14 protein-coding genes are annotated in these 16,947 nt (G+C 63.1%); 3 read left to right on the top strand and 11 right to left on the bottom strand.

Annotated elements, in window-relative coordinates; all coding sequences use genetic code 11:
- Window positions 1-18: 18 nt before the first annotated feature.
- The 5 genes from NKJ57_RS07535 to minC all read right to left on the bottom strand — a co-directional run bounded on the left by NKJ57_RS07535 (window position 19) and on the right by minC (window position 3,263).
- Window positions 19-555, bottom strand: a complete 537-nt coding sequence (locus NKJ57_RS07535; RefSeq protein ID WP_352510898.1) for an SRPBCC family protein — start codon at window positions 553-555, stop codon at window positions 19-21.
- Window positions 552-989, bottom strand: coding sequence for an ArsR/SmtB family transcription factor (locus tag NKJ57_RS07530; protein WP_352510899.1), 438 nt, complete (start codon window positions 987-989; stop codon window positions 552-554). Before NKJ57_RS07530 ends, NKJ57_RS07535 begins: the two co-directional genes overlap by 4 nt.
- Before the next feature lie 306 nt (window positions 990-1,295).
- A complete protein-coding gene (gene minE, locus NKJ57_RS07525) occupies window positions 1,296-1,568 on the bottom strand; it encodes a cell division topological specificity factor MinE (protein ID WP_023684809.1) in 273 nt (90 codons plus the stop codon).
- On the bottom strand, window positions 1,565-2,380 hold the full coding sequence (gene minD / locus NKJ57_RS07520) for a septum site-determining protein MinD (protein ID WP_023670342.1): 816 nt from the start codon (window positions 2,378-2,380) through the stop codon (window positions 1,565-1,567). Before minD ends, minE begins: the two co-directional genes overlap by 4 nt.
- A 49-nt stretch (window positions 2,381-2,429) precedes the next feature.
- Window positions 2,430-3,263: a septum site-determining protein MinC gene (gene minC, locus NKJ57_RS07515; protein ID WP_352510900.1), complete on the bottom strand. Its 834-nt coding sequence runs from the start codon at window positions 3,261-3,263 to the stop codon at window positions 2,430-2,432.
- Window positions 3,264-3,473: 210 nt separating this feature from the next.
- Between minC and NKJ57_RS07510 the strand changes: the two genes are divergently transcribed.
- Together NKJ57_RS07510 and NKJ57_RS07505 are read left to right on the top strand one after the other, a co-directional pair.
- The gene (locus NKJ57_RS07510; protein ID WP_023754659.1) at window positions 3,474-4,526 is read left to right on the top strand and encodes a Bug family tripartite tricarboxylate transporter substrate binding protein; all 1,053 of its coding nucleotides are present in this window, start codon (window positions 3,474-3,476) and stop codon (window positions 4,524-4,526) included.
- A complete protein-coding gene (locus NKJ57_RS07505; RefSeq protein ID WP_352510901.1) occupies window positions 4,526-6,484 on the top strand; it encodes a tripartite tricarboxylate transporter permease in 1,959 nt (652 codons plus the stop codon). The genes NKJ57_RS07510 and NKJ57_RS07505 overlap by 1 nt, the downstream gene beginning before the upstream one ends.
- A gap of 8 nt (window positions 6,485-6,492) precedes the next feature.
- Here NKJ57_RS07505 and NKJ57_RS07500 read toward each other — a convergent pair whose 3' ends face one another.
- The 6 genes from NKJ57_RS07500 to NKJ57_RS07475 form a co-directional block, all read right to left on the bottom strand.
- Complete coding sequence (locus NKJ57_RS07500; RefSeq protein WP_352510902.1) at window positions 6,493-7,434, bottom strand: class I SAM-dependent methyltransferase; 942 nt, start codon at window positions 7,432-7,434, stop codon at window positions 6,493-6,495.
- Window positions 7,383-8,390: a hypothetical protein gene (locus NKJ57_RS07495; RefSeq protein WP_023695521.1), complete on the bottom strand. Its 1,008-nt coding sequence runs from the start codon at window positions 8,388-8,390 to the stop codon at window positions 7,383-7,385. Before NKJ57_RS07495 ends, NKJ57_RS07500 begins: the two co-directional genes overlap by 52 nt.
- A 264-nt stretch (window positions 8,391-8,654) precedes the next feature.
- On the bottom strand, window positions 8,655-8,972 hold the full coding sequence (locus tag NKJ57_RS07490; RefSeq protein WP_352510903.1) for a DUF2934 domain-containing protein: 318 nt from the start codon (window positions 8,970-8,972) through the stop codon (window positions 8,655-8,657).
- An 87-nt stretch (window positions 8,973-9,059) separates the two neighbouring features.
- The gene (locus tag NKJ57_RS07485) at window positions 9,060-9,659 is read right to left on the bottom strand and encodes a BA14K family protein (protein ID WP_352510904.1); all 600 of its coding nucleotides are present in this window, start codon (window positions 9,657-9,659) and stop codon (window positions 9,060-9,062) included.
- A gap of 131 nt (window positions 9,660-9,790) precedes the next feature.
- Complete coding sequence (gene metH, locus NKJ57_RS07480) at window positions 9,791-13,600, bottom strand: methionine synthase (protein WP_352510905.1); 3,810 nt, start codon at window positions 13,598-13,600, stop codon at window positions 9,791-9,793.
- Window positions 13,601-13,750: 150 nt separating this feature from the next.
- On the bottom strand, window positions 13,751-14,872 hold the full coding sequence (locus NKJ57_RS07475; RefSeq protein WP_352510906.1) for a KamA family radical SAM protein: 1,122 nt from the start codon (window positions 14,870-14,872) through the stop codon (window positions 13,751-13,753).
- A gap of 201 nt (window positions 14,873-15,073) precedes the next feature.
- Here NKJ57_RS07475 and NKJ57_RS07470 point away from each other — a divergent pair, with 201 nt between their 5' ends.
- The gene (locus NKJ57_RS07470) at window positions 15,074-16,720 is read left to right on the top strand and encodes an acyl-CoA synthetase (protein ID WP_352510907.1); all 1,647 of its coding nucleotides are present in this window, start codon (window positions 15,074-15,076) and stop codon (window positions 16,718-16,720) included.
- Window positions 16,721-16,947 lie beyond the last annotated feature (227 nt).

Below are 16,947 nucleotides of genomic sequence, written 5' to 3'. Positions count from 1 at the left end.
GCGATGCGTCAGGTCAGGTCAGGCCGGCAGGCGCCGGTCGTATTCCGCCACGATACGGCTAAAGCTGTCCCAGAACGGTTCGGGCTTCTCGGCCGCCACGCGGGCAACCAGGAGGTCGAGATGCACGTGCCAGCCTGCGGCATGCATCATCAGGCTCGAGCGGTCTGGCAGGCGGCGGTGGACCAGGGTGAGCAGGACGTCGTCGCCGCGCTGCGCCAATTCGAAGGTGACATTGCCGCTGCCGTTCCAGGTGATCGTGAGCTTGCGCGGCGGGTCGCACTCGACGATCTGGTTGTGCATCCGCTGCTCGCCGCCACTGAAGCTGGCCGGCCTGTCGCCGGGCGGGTCGGTCAGTTCGTCGTTGCGCCAGACCAGCTCGAAGGAAGAGCCTTCCTCCATCTCCATGTCGCCGGCCGCCAGCCATTGGCGGCGCAGATCGCTCTGCGTCAGATATTCCCAGACGCGCTCCCTGGATCCGGGCAAAAGCCGTTCGATCCTCAAAGTGGCCGGCTGGATCAGCTGGGCGTAGCCGTCGAAGCTGTTCATCTGGTTCATCGGTCGTCTCCCTCGGATGATGTTGGCCTGGATGTGTCTGGCTTGGGTGATTCCGGCTTCGATGGTTCTGGATTTGCCGGTGCCGGCGTTGTCGACGTTTTGCGCCCCGCCTCCTCGCGCAAAAGCTGTTCGAGGACATCGAGGCGGCTGTTCCAGAAACGCGCGTATTGGCCGAGCCACTGATAGGCGGTGGCCAGCGGGCGGGCCTCGAGGCGGCAGACATGGGTGCGCCCGCGCACTTCGCGCCGGATCAGCCCGGCATGTTCCAGCGCCTTGATGTGCTTGGAGGCTGCGGCCAGCGACATGGCAAAGGGCTGCGCCAACTCGCTCACCGTACGCTCGCCGCCGGCGAGGTGGTTAAGCATGTTCCGGCGCGTGGCGTCGCCAAGGGCGTGAAAAACCTGGTCCATCTGGGGCGTCTCTAATTCAACCATGTAGTTGAATATAGAGGCGAGATTTTAGATAGTCAACTAGTTGGTTGAATGTTTTTTGGGGAGAGGCGCTGGCCCCCTACCTCCCCCTTGTGGGGAGGTCGGACCGTAGGTCCGGGCGGGGGTACTAGCGCTGACCGTGGGGGATGTGGATTTCCTCTTCCCTCACGAAAGTCTGGGAGAGGAACCCAAGATGGCGGAGGTCCGCGCAGACCCCCACCCCGATCCGCTTTGCGGATCGACTTGCCGGGGCGAGCCACGGGTCTCGCCCGTCCTTCGGGCCCCCACAAGGGGGAGGGTAAAGTGCCCTCACCCAGCCATGGCCAGCGGCACTGCGCTCTTGTTGGGGATCTGGATGTCGATCTCCAGCGTCGACATGGTCTCGCCGCGGTCCATCGAGACCTGGAGATAATCCTGGTCGATCTGCACATGCTTGGCGATCACCGCCATGATCTCCTCGCGCAGGATGGAGACGAGATCGGGCTGGCTGCGGTTGCGGCGCTCATAGGCGAGAAGCACTTGCAGCCGTTCGCGCGCCACCGGCGCGCTGGTGCGCCGCTTGAAGATGTCGAGCAGGTTCATGCCGCCCTCCTTCCCAAAAGACGATCGAGGAAGCCCTTGCGCTCGAAGGGCACGATGACCGGCAGCTGTTCGCCCTCGAGCCGCTTGGCCGCGTCGATGTAAGCCTTGGCGGCGGCGTTCAGCGGCTCCGACAGCGTCACCGGCGAACCGAGGTTGGAGGCGCGCAGCACATCCTGGCTTTCCGGAATGATGCCGAGCAGCGGCACCGACAGTATCTCCAGCACATCGTCGATCGACAGCATTTCACCGCGCGCGGCGCGTCCCGCATCGTAGCGCGTGACCAGCACATGCTTGGCGATCTGCTCGCCCTCCTCGGCCCGCAAGGTGCGGGAATCGAGCAGGCCGATGATGCGGTCGGAATCGCGCACCGACGACACTTCCGGATTGGTGACGATGACCGCCTCGTCGGCAAAGCGCATGGCGAGTTGCGCGCCGCGCTCGATGCCGGCCGGGCTGTCGCAGAAGACATAGTCGAACACCGAGCGCAGCTTGCCGATGACCTCGGCCACGCCCTCCTCGGTCAGCGCATCCTTGTCGCGCGTCTGCGAGGCCGGCAGCAGGAACAAAGTCTCGACCCGCTTGTCGCGGATCAGCGCCTGCGACAGCTTTGCCGAGCCCTGGATGACGTTGACGAGGTCGAACACCACGCGCCGTTCGGCGCCCATGATCAAATCGAGGTTGCGCAGGCCGACATCGAAATCGACCAGCGCCACCTTCTTGCCGGTCTTGGCGACCGCCGCCCCCAGAGCCGCGGTAGAGGTCGTCTTGCCGACGCCCCCCTTGCCCGAGGTGACCACCACTACCTTGCCCATCAATAAAGCCTCCGTTGTTGTTCGTTATGTCGTTGTCGGGCGAGACGCATTAGCTGAAAGGGGCGATGCGCAGCATGCCGTTGTCGAGAAATGCCTGCACAGGCTTGCCCCGGACTGACGGGTCCATCTCCTCGGCCGTGCAATACCAGCCATCCACGGACAGAAGCTCGGCCTCGTTCCTGCGGCAGAAGACGCGCGCCGCCGTGTTCCCTTGATCGCCTGCCGAAGCGCGGCCGCGCAGCGTGCCATAGACATGGATCGAGCCGGTGGCGACGATCTCGGATCCGGACGCGACCGAGCCCAGCACGATGACATCGCCATGCGGATGGAAGATGAGCTGGCCCGAACGGATCGGCGAGCGGATCATCAACGTGCCAGCGTCGGGTGCGGCAATTTTGGCGTCTTTCGGCTGTGCCCTGGCATCGCTCGCCGGTTTCAAATCGCCCGCCTTCAAATCGCCGGCCTCTGCCTTGATGTCACCGGCCGCCTTCGTATCGCCTGCCGGCGTGGCGTCCTCCGCCCTGCCCGCCTTGCGGCTCGGCTGCAGCAGCAGCCCGTCGGTGGTCGCCTCCTTGGCGCCGACCAGCACCGGCGGCAGATGCGCGCCAAGCTCAGTGCCGCCGTCGAGCTCGATGGCGTAGATGCGAATGCCGCGCTGGCCGAGCAGATCGACCAGCGCTTCGATGGCCACGACATCGGGCTTCAGCACGTTCAGGTCGAGCACCACCGGGCGCCCGGCAAAATAGCCCGGCGAATTGCCGACCCAGCGATCGAGGCTCTCCAGCCAAACATCCAAAGGCGCCTCTGGCGTCAGCGTGAAAGCGACGAAGGAGCGGGCGCGAAAGCGAATGGACTTGGCCTCGAGGGGAGCGGCAAAGGTCACGGCGGGCGATTCCTTACTGAGAGGTAAACGCTAGCCGTGGTATGGTTAATGAAAGGTTAATGAACTGAATAACCGCATGGCAGATCGGACGCCAATTGGCGACACAGACCGCGACATTCACGAAACTAAGCGCGATTGCTAAGGAACAACGCTGGCGTTGCAAGGGCTATCTAAAGTATCACCACTGGGTGAAATCTGGGGCTTGGCGAGATGAAGTTCTTTCGTGTGGCGTTGGCGGCAATCACCGCCGCGGCAATCTACCTGCCGTCCGCGGCAAGCGGCGGCGAGATCGCTTGCGCAACCACCTACGCCGGCCGGCGAATCACCCTCGTTGTCCCCAACGCTGCCGGCGGCGGCTATGATACCTATGCCCGTGCATTTGCGCCGGCCCTTGCCAGCACGACCGAGCTCGATGTCAGGGTCGTGAATATGCCCGCGGCAGGCGGATTTGCGGCGCTAAAGCGTGTAACCAATGCGCCATCCGACGAACTGGTCCTTATGATTGAAAGCGTCTCCGACATAATTTCGCAAGGTGACATTCCGGCTGGCGTCGACAACTGGATGAATCGGCTAAATCCGATAGGACTGATTCACATCGATCCCGAAGCGTGGATCGTTCGGAACGATGTCGATTTGCAAAGCGCCAAACATCTGGTCGCGTCGGTTTCATCGCTTGAAGCCGGCATCCTGCCGATAGTGCTCACCGCGCACCTCCTCGATATCAAGGTCGACGTGGTCTCGGGCTATGAAGGCAGCGGCGCACTCATGTCCGCGCTCCTGCGTGGCGAAGGCGATATGACATCCAATTCATTGACGACAGGCTTGCGCTCGACCGCCGCAGGCGAAGCCAAAGTCGGTCTGGTTCTCACGGAGGGACCTGACCCGAACGCGCCAGGCGTGGCTTTCCTGGCGGGTGAAGGAGGGTTGGTGTGGCAGCGCAGCCAAGGCCTTTCCAAGGAGAAGCAGGAAGAACGATTGCGGTTGGCCATCGCCGTCGCGAAAGCTTCGGCGACAGCGCGGGGATTTTTTGCCCCTGCCGACATGGAGCAGAAATCGCTAGGTTGTCTTCGTGACGCCGTCTCCGCCGCGGTCAAGAGCGATGGGTTCAAGGTGGCGCTTGAAGCTCAGAAACGTCCAATCGAGCCGCGCGACGCCGACCAGACCGTCATCGTGATCAACGATATGCTCAGTGCCTTCCATGAGGCGGAAGCGTATCTGAAAAAACACCCGGAACTCGAGCGGGATGCGCGAGCAACGCGCTGATGACCGGATATTGGGCTGCCCTCGGCACTGGACTGGGCAATGTATTCTCCTGGCCGAACATACTGATCCCGGTGCTTGGCACCTTGGTTGCCATGGCTACGTCCTTTCTTCCAGGGATTGGCGGCGCCAGCCTTGCAACCCTTCTGCTGGTCGCAACCGTGCATTGGGATCCGGTATCGGTGTTGTTGCTGTTTGGCGCCCTGACCGGCGGCGCGACCTTCATGGGATCTATAACGGCTATCCTCTTCAACATACCTGGCAACGCGCCAAGCGCGGCAACCCTGCTCGACGGCCATCCGATGTCCAGGGCCGGCCTGCCTCGCACCGCGATAGCCGCCGCGGCAACGGCCTCGGCCGTCGGATCGGTTTTTGGCGTCCTCGTCCTCATAGCGCTCATGCCGATCATTCGGCCGTTCATCCTGCAATTCGGACCGTTTGAATACGTGCTGCTCGGCGTGTGGGGCCTGTCGACGATCATTGCGGTTCCAAGCGCGTCCCGTCTGAAAGCGCTGGCGATGGCGCTGCTGGGACTTTTGGTCGGTCTTGTCGGAACTGATCCGACGTATGGCCAACCACGCTGGACGTTTGGGAGCATCGCTCTCTTCGACGGCGTCGACATGGTCGCGCTGCTGCTTGGCTTTTTCACCGTTTCTGAAATCATCTCGTGGCGAAAAAGATTGCAGCTTGAAAAAGCGGCTGGCCTGGAAAACGCGAACGACTCGATCTGGACCGGTATGCTTGCTGTCTTTCGTCATTGGGGACTGACAATGCGATCGTCGGCCATCGGCGTGTTGGTCGGCATCATTCCAGGTGTTGGAGGAACGGTCGCCAGCTTCGTTGCCTACGGGCAGGCGATCCAGACAACCCCCAAGGACCAGCGCTCAAGGTTCGGATCTGGTGACATCAGGGGCATCATTGCGCCGGAAGCGGCCGTCGATTCGAAGGACGGAGGCTCGCTTCTGCCGACCGTTGCCTTCGGCCTTCCCGGCAGCGAGGGCGGCTTGATCCTGCTGACAGTCCTGACGGTACACGGCATCGTTCCGGGCATACCGATGCTGACGACCGGCTTGCCCCTGACGTTCACGTTGATTACCGCGCTGCTGGTGTCGAACCTGCTGACGTCCGCAGTGGGATTGGCGTTGACACCATATTTTGCGCGCCTGACTGCTCTCAGGATCGACCGCATCGCGCTCCCGATCATTGTCGTCAGCTTCGTGACGATCGTGCAGCTAAACGGGCTGCTGATCGATCTGTACGTAGCCGTCGCTTTCGGGCTGGCCGGCTACATGCTGAAGCGCCTCGACTGGCCGCAAATTCCTTTTGTCATATCATTCGTCCTGGGCGGCTTCATCGAGCGAAACCTGGCGCTCAGTGTGGAGTTGGCCCGTGTCGGCAGGCTGAACCCTCTACAACGGCCGGCGTCGTTGACGATCATGGTCATAATCGCGCTTTCCCTCGCATGGATCGTGCGCGGTGGTGTTTTGCCGCCGCGACGTGTCAAGCCAAAGCGTGCCGATGCCGCAGTCGCATGGCTGTTGACCGGTGGATGCGCTGTGCTGGCAGCGATATCGCTCCAAGGGCAGCCAGGCTATTCGATCTTCGCGCAGGCCGTGGCCTGGTGTTGTCTGTTTGCGATGCTCGCGGTCGCCCTTGTGCAAACGATCTCGCTTGTTGGCCACGAGAAACAGGGAGGCGAACGGACCTATACGATCCCGGAAAGCCATCGTGTGCCGTTGATGATGATGCTCCTGTTGCCGGTCGCTGTCTGGCTGGCGGGCGTCCCGGCGGCGCTGTCCCTGTTTACCCTGGCATGGATTGCAGCCGGTCAGAAGCTGACCTTGAAGTCGGCGACACTGGCATCTTGCACCTCGGTTGCGGTCGCAGTGGCGACCTGGTTTTATCTCGATCGGATAGCCGCTATCGACCTTCCCGCTTCTGCGATGTCGCACTTATTCTAGTGGTCGGGCTACATCCTGACGGCGACGATTTCGTATCTTGGAATTGTCTGGACGCTGTCGGCAGCGGCAAGCGGGGAAACGCTTTTCCCGGTATGATGCTGCTCCGAGCCGACAATCGTCAGGTTGGATTGCTTCAGCATATCCGCAAGGTCTGAATATGTAGTGCGATCTTCATGCAGCGGTTCACCCCAGAGCGCTTCGACGGCCGTCTTCAGCTCCGCCACGGCAGCGGCAGGAAAATGCGCCGCGACGGCGGCCTTCTCGATGGTCGAAAGCCTGCGGCCGATTTCAGCGCTGCCGCGAGGCCCCCTCGGCTGGTCTTTTTCCGATAGCAACCTCTGGGAGAGAAGCAGGCGTCCGCCAGGCTTGAGACTACGCGCCCAACTGTCGACCACCTGCTGGCGTGCGCTGCGGTCGAAGAAATTAAGAACGCTATGGGCGACAACTGCCTGCACCGGCGCACAGTCGCAACCGCGAATGTCGGCGCGGTGGGTCTCGAGCGCAAAACCGGCGGAGCGGGCAAACAGCCTGTTCTGTTCGACCGTCGTTTCACAGCGATCGATCAGCACAAATTCGGGCTCGATGCCGACCGGCCTCGTTTGGCCCAGAACCATTGCCGCCAGGCCGGTGTCGGCCGCGCCCGACAGGAGAATCCGACAGCGTCCCTCCTGGGCCACGGCAGCCAATTCACGTCCAAAGAACGCCCCGCCGGCCGGCTTGGCACCTTTCGATTCCAGCAGGCGGATCATGCTCCACGTGCGATGGTAGGGCATACACCCATGGCTCGGGTCACACAGCACCTCAGCCCAATCAAACGAAAAACGGGCAAGTTGCGTGAGTGGTTCGTCGGTGTAAATCGAGAGCCGTTGTCCTGCCGGTGGGCTTTCTCGCGGGCCGTTCATTGCGATTGCATCTTCCTTCGCCGGGCCATTCTTGTTCTCCAAAGCCATCTCACCGGCCATATCCAGCGGCCCGACTGAATGAATTGGTAAGATCCGGCTGAAGGCAGGAAGTCGATTCTCCCGGTGCCGGAACTGTCGATTGCCTCGAATGCAACTTTCAACGCCGCGATAATGTGGCCACGTCGTTCCTCACGGGCGGCTGCGCCACCTTTGAACTTCGGAAAAGTCGGATTGGGGTTGACCTCGAATATCACCAATGCGCCGTCTCGCAACGTGTAGTCCACGCGGCCGAACTGGATATGGCCCGTATTGCAGGCGCGAAGCAGGTCCTCAGCGTGCGGATTGTCCTTTACGAAGGCGAGTTCCTCGCGCACGAAATCCGGGTCGGTGCTGCTTGCCGATGACTTAACGTTCCAGTCGACGGACCTAAGTATGTGCTGGGACACAATCGCGTCCCCAATGCGGAATGCGCCATACTTTCGATAGTAGCCGTTCGAATCGCGATCGGCTTCAAAGGAGACGGCGATGCGCCGCTTCATCGGCTTGGCGTTGCCCTGGAGCACGGCGATCGCCTCTTCAAGTTGGCGTGGGTTTTCCAGAAGCTTGGTTTCCGGCCCCCAAAAGCCATCTTCCATCCGGATAAAAACAGGGTAACGGGTTGGTCGCTCATCCTGCTCCAGACGCGATACTTCGACCGGGTTGATTCCTCTAATACGAAGCCGGCGGAGCAGGGCGAACCGCTCCAGGACAGTCGCGGGATGGTTTAGAATTCGAGCATCAGGGTCGGCGCGCTTTGCGGCTTCGGCAATATCCGCCGCCGCCATCATTTCCATGCCATTCAGATACTCAAAATCAGTAAAAACCAAGGTACCCGCGGGAAAGTTTAGTCGGCGGAAGACTGACTGATAGGTTTCCATGCGCAAAAGCGGCAACAAGTGCCCTGCCGACGAAATCAGCCGCCGCATCGGCGTCTGATTCAACTCGTGCACCAACACTGTGATCATCGTTGCTCGCCACCCCGTCTCGACGTCGTATAGAGAAAGTGGCGAGAGTGTCTACAGGCACGCTGGTGCCGCGAAGTGGTTGGCACTTCGTATCGCGGCATCTGGGCTGCTTCGCCGGCATCGGCACCGTCCGCTTACGGATGTTGCTATGGCCAGCACGGATCAATTTAGGCGCAAAGCTGTCAGAGAATGACGGCCTCTGTCGCGACTGCCAAAGTGATAAGTGTCAACAAGACACTCTGAAAGATCGTCCTAGGCCTCTGATCAGGACGTCGCCCGCCTCTTTCCCTCAATCCCCCGCGCCGCCTGCTCAACCGCCGCCCTGTCCGCGCCCAGCCTGTCGATCAGCTCCTGTGCCTCGTCGCCCGATATGCCGGTGCGCACGGCGAGTTCCTCGACGGTCAGCACGTCGGTGCTGGCGATCTCGCGCGGCAGGGCGTCGTCGGTGGTCAGCGGCAGAGCGGCTTCGCGGTCGATTTCGGCCTCGGCCCGGTGCCAGTGGTGCTCGGGGTCGCCAGTGCCTTCGCGCTCCCAGATCTGGTAGGCGCGCTGCTGTATCTTATGATGGCGGTCGTCTTCCATGGTGGTTCCTCCCCTGGGCTTTGAGGACGATCCGAACGACCCCAGAAATCGCGCGGTCGCAATCGTTCGCGGCGCCCTTCGCGCTGGCTATTCGCATTGCCGTCTCGGCCCGCCGGAATATGGCTGGTAGCTGTTGTCTTCCGGACGGTAGGAGCGATAGCGGCTGAAGCAGGAGGCGACATGGTCGCCGCTGGTGGCCGCGTAGGCGCCCGCGCCCACGACATAGCTTGCCTCCGTGGCACGCGCCTCAGGGGCTCGCGGCGCGGCGCGCTCGGCGCCGAGATAGGGCGAGACGCAGGTGCGCTGCTGTCCGCTATAGGACGTGTAGCTGTTGTCATCAGGGTTGTAGGAGCGGTAGCGGCTGACGCACCAGGCGAGATGCGGCGGCGGCAGCTCGACCGGCGCGATAGCGCCGGTGACGGCGGGATCGGGCTGCTGCTTGTCCTGCTCCGGTTCCATGACGGCGATGTCCGCAGGCGCGGGCTGCTCGGCCGGCAGACGTTCAAAGTCCTGCGCCCCCTTGTTGACCGGAAGCGCTTTCCGGGTCCACAGCTCCGCCACGCTGACGGTGGGTCTTGCCTCGCGCGGGGGCTTGGCGGCAAGCAGCCAAGTGGCAAAGGCCAGCCCGCTGCTGAACACCGCCAGGGTCAGCACGAAGCCGCCGACCAATCCGAGAACGGCTTTCATTCGACACTCCTTCTGTCCCTGCTGATAGAATGCGGGACATCAGCGCTTGTTCCAGAGATGTGAGCGCGACGGACTAAGGTCTGACCGACCTTGCGCGTCCGGATTCGTCGAGCCGGCCAGAGCGCCGCCGCCTACTCCGCCGCCTCCGCATAATCCACCGGGATATAGTTGAGGATTGGGCCGAGCCAGCGCTCGACTTCGGCGAGCGGCATGTCCTTGCGGCGCGCATAATCCTCGACCTGGTCGCGCTCGACCTTGGCGACGCCGAAATAATAGCTTTCGGGATGGGCGAGATAGATGCCGGACACAGACGAGCCCGGCCACATCGCATAGCTTTCGGTCAGGCTGACGCCGGCATTGCGCTCGCCGTCGAGCAGCCGGAACAAGGTCGCCTTCTCAGTATGATCGGGCTGCGCGGGATAGCCGGGCGCCGGGCGGATCCCGCGATAGGGCTCGCCGATCAGTTCGTCGGGGGCCAGCTTCTCGTCTGATGCATAGCCCCAGAAATCCTTGCGCACCTTCTCGTGCATGCGCTCGGCAAAAGCTTCGGCGAAACGGTCGGCCAGCGCCTTGACCATGATCGAGGAATAATCGTCATTGGCGCGCTCGAAGCGCTCTGATATCGCCACCTCCTCGATCCCGGCGGTGACGATGAAGCCGCCGATATAGTCCGGCTTGCCGCTGTCGGCCGGTGCGACGAAATCCGACAGCGCGACATTGGCCTTGCCGTCGCGCCTGGTCAGCTGCTGGCGCAGCGTGAAGAAAGTGGCAAGCTCCTGCGAGCGCGCCTCATCCGTGAACAGCCTGATGTCGTCGCCGACGGCATTGGACGGCCAGAAGCCGATGACGCCGCGCGGCGAGAACCATTTTTCCGCGATGATTTTCGTCAGCATCGCCTGCGCATCCTCGAAAATCTGGCGTGCCGCCGGTCCCTGCTTCTCGTCGTCGAGGATCTTGGGGTAACGCCCCTTCAGCTCCCAGGTCTGGAAGAACGGCGTCCAGTCGATGTAGCGCGCGAGCTCCGTCAGGTCCCAGTTGCCGAAAACCTTGACGCCGGTGAAGGACGGCTTCGGCGGCTCATAGGTCGACCAGTCGACCTTGTGCGCATTGGCCCTGGCCTTGGCCAGCGGCAGCCGCTGCTTGTCGGCCTCGGAGCGGGCATGCGCGTCGGCGACCTTTTTGTACTCGGCCCGCACTGTGTCGACGTAGCCGCCCTTGGTCTCGTTCGACAGCAAGGATGACACGACGCCGACGGCGCGGCTGGCGTCATTGACATAGACCGTCTGTCCCTTGGAATAGCGCGGGTGGATCTTCACCGCCGTGTGCACGCGGCTGGTCGTGGCGCCGCCGATCAGCAGCGGAATGTCAAACCCTTCACGCTCCATCTCGGCGGCCATGTGCACCATCTCGTCCAGCGACGGGGTGATCAGGCCGGACAGGCCGATGATGTCGACATTTTGCTCGCGAGCCGTCTGCAGGATCTTCGCCGCCGGCACCATGACGCCGAGATCGATGATCTCGTAATTGTTGCACGCCAGAACGACGCCGACGATGTTCTTGCCGATGTCGTGGACATCGCCCTTTACAGTCGCCATCAGGATTTTGCCGGCCGTCTGGCGCTCGCCATTGTCGATGCCATTGGCGGCGTTGGCCAGTTTTTCGGCCTCCATGTGCGGCAGCAATCCGGCCACCGCCTGCTTCATCACGCGCGCCGACTTCACCACTTGCGGCAGAAACATCTTTCCCGCGCCGAACAGATCGCCGACGACATTCATGCCGGCCATCAGCGGGCCTTCGATGACATGCAGAGGCCGCTCGGCCGCAAGCCGCGCCTCTTCGGTGTCGGCGTCGATGAATTCGGTGATGCCGTTGACCAGCGCATGCGAAATCCGCTGCTCGACTGTCCAGTCGCGCCAGGCGAGATCGCGCTCCCTGGCTTCCTTGCCGGCGGTGCCCTTGAAGCGCTCGGCGATCTCCAGCATGCGTTCGGTGGCGGTGCCGCCGGCCCTGGGCGCGCGGTTGAGCACGACGTCCTCGCAAGCCTCGCGCAGTCCCGGTTCGATCGTGTCGTAGACGGCAAGCTGGCCGGCATTGACGATGCCCATATCCATGCCGCGCTGGATGGCATGGTAGAGGAACACCGCGTGCATGGCCTCGCGCACCGGCTCGTTGCCGCGGAAGGAGAAGGACAGGTTCGAGACGCCGCCCGAGATATGGACATGCGGCAGCGTGGCGGTGATCTCGCCGGTGGCCTCGATGAAGTCGACGCCGTAATTGTCGTGCTCCTCGATGCCGGTGGCGACCGCGAAGACATTGGGGTCGAAGACGATGTCTTCGGGCGGGAAGCCGGCCTGTTCGGTGAGCAGCTTGTAGGCGCGGGTGCAGATCTCGACTTTGCGCGCCTTGGTGTCGGCCTGGCCGGCCTCGTCGAAGGCCATGACGACCACCGCCGCGCCGTAGGCGCGCACCAGTTTCGCGTGATGCAGGAACGCTCCCTCGCCTTCCTTCATCGAGATGGAATTGACCAGCGGCTTGCCCTGTACGCATTTCAGCCCGGCCTCGATGATCTCCCATTTCGAGGAGTCGACCATGACCGGAACACGGGCGATATCAGGTTCGGCGGCGATCAGGTTGAGATACTCGACCATCGCCTTCTTCGAATCGATCAGGCCTTCATCCATGTTGATGTCGATGATCTGGGCGCCATTGGCGACCTGGTCGCGCGCCACGTCGAGCGCGGGGACATAATCGCCCGCCGTGATCAGCTTTCGGAACCTGGCCGAGCCGGTGACGTTGGTGCGCTCGCCCACATTGACGAAGGGAATCTCGTCGGTCAGCGTGAATGGCTCCAGCCCGGACAGCCGCATCTTGCGCTCGATCTCGGGAATGGCGCGCGGCGGGTATTTTTTCACCGCTTCGGCGATGGCGCGGATGTGCTCCGGCGTCGAGCCGCAGCAGCCGCCGACGACATTGACCAGCCCTTCCCTGGCGAAATCCTCGATCTGTGCGGCCATGAAGTCCGGGCTCTCGTCATAGCGGCCGAATTCATTGGGCAGGCCGGCATTCGGATACGCGCAGACGAAGGTGTCGGCGGCGCCTGAAATTTCGGCCAGATGCGCGCGCATCGCATTGGCGCCGAGCGCGCAGTTGAGGCCGATGGTGAAGGGGTTGGCATGGCGCACCGAATGCCAGAAGGCGGTCGGCGTCTGGCCCGACAGCGTGCGGCCGGAGAGATCGGTGATGGTGCCCGAAATCATCACCGGCAGGCGCACGCCCTTTTCGAGGAAAATCTCGTTGCAGGCAAAGATCGCCGCCTTGGCGTTCAGCGTGTCGAAGATGGTCTCGATGAGAATGATGTCGGCGCCACCGTCGACCAGGCCGCGCAACTGCTCGCTATAAGCCAGGCGCAATTCATCGAAGGTCACCGCGCGGTAGCCGGGATTGTTGACGTCGGGGGACATCGAGGCGGTGCGGTTGGTCGGCCCGAGCGCGCCGGCGACGAAGCGCCGCTTGCCGTCTTCCTGCTGTGCCCTCGCCGCTGCCCGACGCACCAGTCGCGCGCCGTCCCGGTTCAGCGCGTAGACGGCATCCTCCATGCCGTAGTCCGCCTGGGCGATCGAGGTCGAGGAGAAGGTGTTGGTCTCGAGGATATCGGCGCCAGCGATGGCGTATTGATAATGGATTTCCTCGATCGCCTTCGGCTGCGTCAAGATCAAGAGGTCGTTGTTGCCCTGCTGGTGGCAGGTGCAGCCGGCAAAAGCCTCGCCGCGGAAATGCTCTTCGTCGAAGCCGAGACCCTGGATTTGCGTGCCCATGGCGCCGTCGAGGATGAGGATGCGCTCGCGTGCCGCTGCCGTCAGCGCCGCAAGCACTTCGGACCCATCGGGTCTGGCCGCGACGGGGCCGAACAATGCGTCCAGCGATGCAGAATTCTGCGACATTTTTTATCCTTGAGGCGACAACCATCACATAAGGATATCTTTATGTCAACATACGGAATGCAAGCGAACGCGTCGTGGCGAGAGTTTGGTGCGATGGTCATCCCGATCGACAATGTGACGGCGGCGGTCATCGTCGCCGCTGCGCCGTGCCTACACCACCACGTCCCGATATACCCTCACCTCGCCATCCTGGCCGCGGATGCGCCAGTCCTGCCCGTCCCGGCCCTCGACATGGCATGGCCCGAGCGGCACCTTGCCACCGCCTTCCGGCAGGTCCAGCACATAGACCGGATTGCAGATGCCCGACAGGCGGGCGCGCAGCGCGCCGGCCAGCGCCTGTCCCTGCGCAATCGTGGTGCGCCTGTGCGCCATGCCGCGCGCGAGGTCGCCATGGTGCAGGTAATAGGGTTTGACGCCGAGCCGGTACATCAGTTCGCGGCAGAGTTCCTCCAGCACTTCGACCGTGTCGTTGACACCCTTGAGCAGGACACTCTGGTTGAGCAGCACGAAGCCTGCCTGGCGCATGACGCGGCAGGCCAATTCGGTGGCCGGCGTGATCTCCCGCGCATGGTTGAAATGGGTGACGATTGTGACCATCAGCCGGCCCTGCAACGCGCCAACCAGCCCCGGCGTGATGCGCGCGGGCAGTACGACAGGCACGCGCGTGTGGATGCGCAGCAGCCTGACATGCGCGATCGCCTCGATGCGGGCGCGGATTTCAGCCAGCGCCTTGTCGGGCAGCGAAAGCGGATCGCCGCCGGTCAGGATCACTTCGCGGATTTCGGTATGGGCTTCGATATAGGCAAAGGCGTCTTCGAGCGCCTCGCGCGTATAGCCGCGGCCGATCGAGGTCAGAGACTCCTTGCGGAAGCAGAAGCGGCAATAGACCGCGCATTGGTAGGTCGCAAACAACAGCACGCGGTCGGCGTGGCGGTGCGTCAGTCGCGGCACCGGACTGAAGGCACGGTCGGCGATCGGATCGTCGAGCTCGCCTTCCGTTTCCGTCAGCTCATCCGGCGATGGAATGACCTGGGCGCGGATCGGATCGGCGGGATCGTTCCAGTCGATCAGGTCGAGATAGGTTTTGGGGGCACGCACCTTGTGGCGTACGACCGCCTCCTGCGCCGCCGCGCGCTCGGCGGGTGACAGCGGCAGGGAGGCGAGATCGCGGACGTGGCGCACGCCCGCGCGGATGTCGTTTTGCCAGGCGGTGTCGGCATCGCGTCCTTCGTCGGCGATGGCCGCGTCATCGAAAGTTGAGTCTGGGGTCATTGGGGCCTCGGGGCAATTCTGGCGGTGCTATCGGCCGGATGGACGGTTCGGTCAACAGCAGTGGCTCGGCGCGGATTGTCGCTGCGCTGCGATCCTTCGCATCCCCCGACTATCGCCGTAATCGACCAGCGCAGCAATTTCAGGCAATCTCACCGATAAGGCGCTCCAAGGGGAGATGGGCGCCGCCTAGGGAGGATCGCCATGAGCAAAATGCCGCGTTATGAGGATGCCGTTCAGCGCTTTCGCATCGAAGATGAGATCGCGCGGTTGTATGGCAACCCTGGAACCGGCATCAATGCCTATGTCGAATGCTGCGGCCGCTACACCGGAGAAGACCGGCTGGCGCTGCGCGCGATCTCGGCCGGCGGCGAGCTTCGCGAATTCAGCTTCGACGATCTCGCCTATATGTCGGGGCGCGCCGCCAATGTGCTCAAGGCCGCCGGCGTCGGTGCCGGCGATGTCGTCGCCGGCATGCTGCCGCGCGTCCCCGAACTGGTGGCGCTGATCCTCGGGACGTGGCGCATCGGCGCGGTCTACCAGCCGCTGTTCACCGCCTTCGGTCCGAAAGCCATCGAGCACCGCCTCGGCTATAGCGGCGCCAGGATCGTGGTGACCAACCCGGCCAATCGCGGCAAGCTCGACGAGGTCGAGACATCAGCGCAAATCGCCACCATCCTTGGCAATGGCGGTGAGCTACCTGCAGGCGACATCGATTTCCGCGCCGCGCTTGCCGCCGCCTCGCCCGAGTGCCAGCCGGTGATGCGCAAGGGCGACGACTTGTTCATGATGATGTCGACGTCGGGAACGACCGGCCTGCCCAAGGGCGTGCCGGTGCCGCTTCGCGCCCTGCTCGCCTTCGGCGCCTATATGCGCGACGCGATCGGCTTGCTGCCCGACGACATCTTCTGGAACATCGCGGACCCCGGCTGGGCCTACGGCCTCTATTACGCCATCACCGGCCCGTTGCAGCTCGGCATCGCCACGACCTTCTATGAAGGCGCCTTCAACGCCAAGAGCACTTACGACATCATCGAGCGGCTCGGCGTCACCAGCCTTGCCGGCTCGCCGACCGCCTATCGCCTGCTGATGGCGGAAGGCGCGGAAGCTGCGGCCCGTGTCAAAGGCAGACTGCGCGTGGTGAGCAGCGCCGGCGAGCCGCTCAACCCGGAAGTCATCCGCTGGTTCGACGCAAATCTCGCCGCGCCCATTCACGACCATTACGGCCAGACCGAGAACGGCATGATGGTCAACAACCATCATGGGCTCTCGCACGTCGTGCGCGTGGGCTCGGCCGGCTTCGCAATGCCCGGATATCGCATGGTGGTATTGGACGAGGCCGGCAACGAGCTCGGCCCCAACCAGCCCGGCATCCTCGCCGTCGACATCGCGAAGTCGCCGCTGCGCTGGTTCGACGGCTATCACCAAGCCGAGACGCCAGCGATCACGGGCGGCTACTACCGCACCGGCGACACGGTGGAGTACGAGCCGGACGGTTCGGTCTCCTTCATCGGCCGCGCCGACGATGTCATCACTTCGGCCGGCTATCGCATCGGCCCGTTCGACGTCGAAAGCGCGCTGATCGAGCATCCGGCGGTCAACGAGGCGGCTGTCGTCGGCGTGCCCGATCCGCAGCGCACCGAGATCGTCAAGGCCTTCGTCGTCCTGGCGCCGGCTTACAAGGGCAATTCGGAGCTCGCCGAAGAGCTGGCCCAGCACGTCAAGAAACGGCTGTCGGCGCACGCCTACCCGCGCGAGGTCGAGTTCATCACGGAACTGCCGAAGACCCCAAGCGGCAAGATCCAGCGCTTCCTGCTGAGGAAGGCGGAGGTGGAGAAGCGCAAGGCGTGATTAGGCGCCAATCTCCCCCCTCGAGGGGGAGATGTCGCCGAAGGCGACAGAGGGGGTCGTTGCGCGTGAAGCGCTAACGTCGTCTCGCGCTGCAAAAGGAGTCAGCGCTTCAAGCGCAACGACGCCTCTGGCCTGCCGGCCATCTCCTTCCTCAAGGGGGCAGCTCCAACGCCGTCTTTTTTCAGCCCAATGTTGTCATGTATCCTTGGAATCGAACGTAGAGCAGG

This window comes from Mesorhizobium sp. M0077, assembly GCF_040322955.1.
GTDB lineage: Bacteria > Pseudomonadota > Alphaproteobacteria > Rhizobiales > Rhizobiaceae > Mesorhizobium.
Note: the sequence above shows the minus strand (reverse complement) of the source record. Positions and strands in the feature narration are given on the sequence as shown.

Coding starts and splice junctions, on each gene's coding strand:
- NKJ57_RS07510 (WP_023754659.1), top strand. CDS start 3,474: ATGAAGTTCTTTCGTGTGGCGTTGGCGGCAATCACCGCCGCGGCAATC.
- NKJ57_RS07470 (WP_352510907.1), top strand. CDS start 15,074: ATGAGCAAAATGCCGCGTTATGAGGATGCCGTTCAGCGCTTTCGCATC.
- minE (WP_023684809.1), bottom strand. CDS start 1,568: ATGAACCTGCTCGACATCTTCAAGCGGCGCACCAGCGCGCCGGTGGCG.
- metH (WP_352510905.1), bottom strand. CDS start 13,600: ATGTCGCAGAATTCTGCATCGCTGGACGCATTGTTCGGCCCCGTCGCG.
- NKJ57_RS07500 (WP_352510902.1), bottom strand. CDS start 7,434: ATGGCTTTGGAGAACAAGAATGGCCCGGCGAAGGAAGATGCAATCGCA.
- minD (WP_023670342.1), bottom strand. CDS start 2,380: ATGGGCAAGGTAGTGGTGGTCACCTCGGGCAAGGGGGGCGTCGGCAAG.
- NKJ57_RS07530 (WP_352510899.1), bottom strand. CDS start 989: ATGGTTGAATTAGAGACGCCCCAGATGGACCAGGTTTTTCACGCCCTT.
- NKJ57_RS07505 (WP_352510901.1), top strand. CDS start 4,526: ATGACCGGATATTGGGCTGCCCTCGGCACTGGACTGGGCAATGTATTC.
- NKJ57_RS07495 (WP_023695521.1), bottom strand. CDS start 8,390: ATGATCACAGTGTTGGTGCACGAGTTGAATCAGACGCCGATGCGGCGG.
- NKJ57_RS07485 (WP_352510904.1), bottom strand. CDS start 9,659: ATGAAAGCCGTTCTCGGATTGGTCGGCGGCTTCGTGCTGACCCTGGCG.
- NKJ57_RS07475 (WP_352510906.1), bottom strand. CDS start 14,872: ATGACCCCAGACTCAACTTTCGATGACGCGGCCATCGCCGACGAAGGA.
- NKJ57_RS07490 (WP_352510903.1), bottom strand. CDS start 8,972: ATGGAAGACGACCGCCATCATAAGATACAGCAGCGCGCCTACCAGATC.
- NKJ57_RS07535 (WP_352510898.1), bottom strand. CDS start 555: ATGAACCAGATGAACAGCTTCGACGGCTACGCCCAGCTGATCCAGCCG.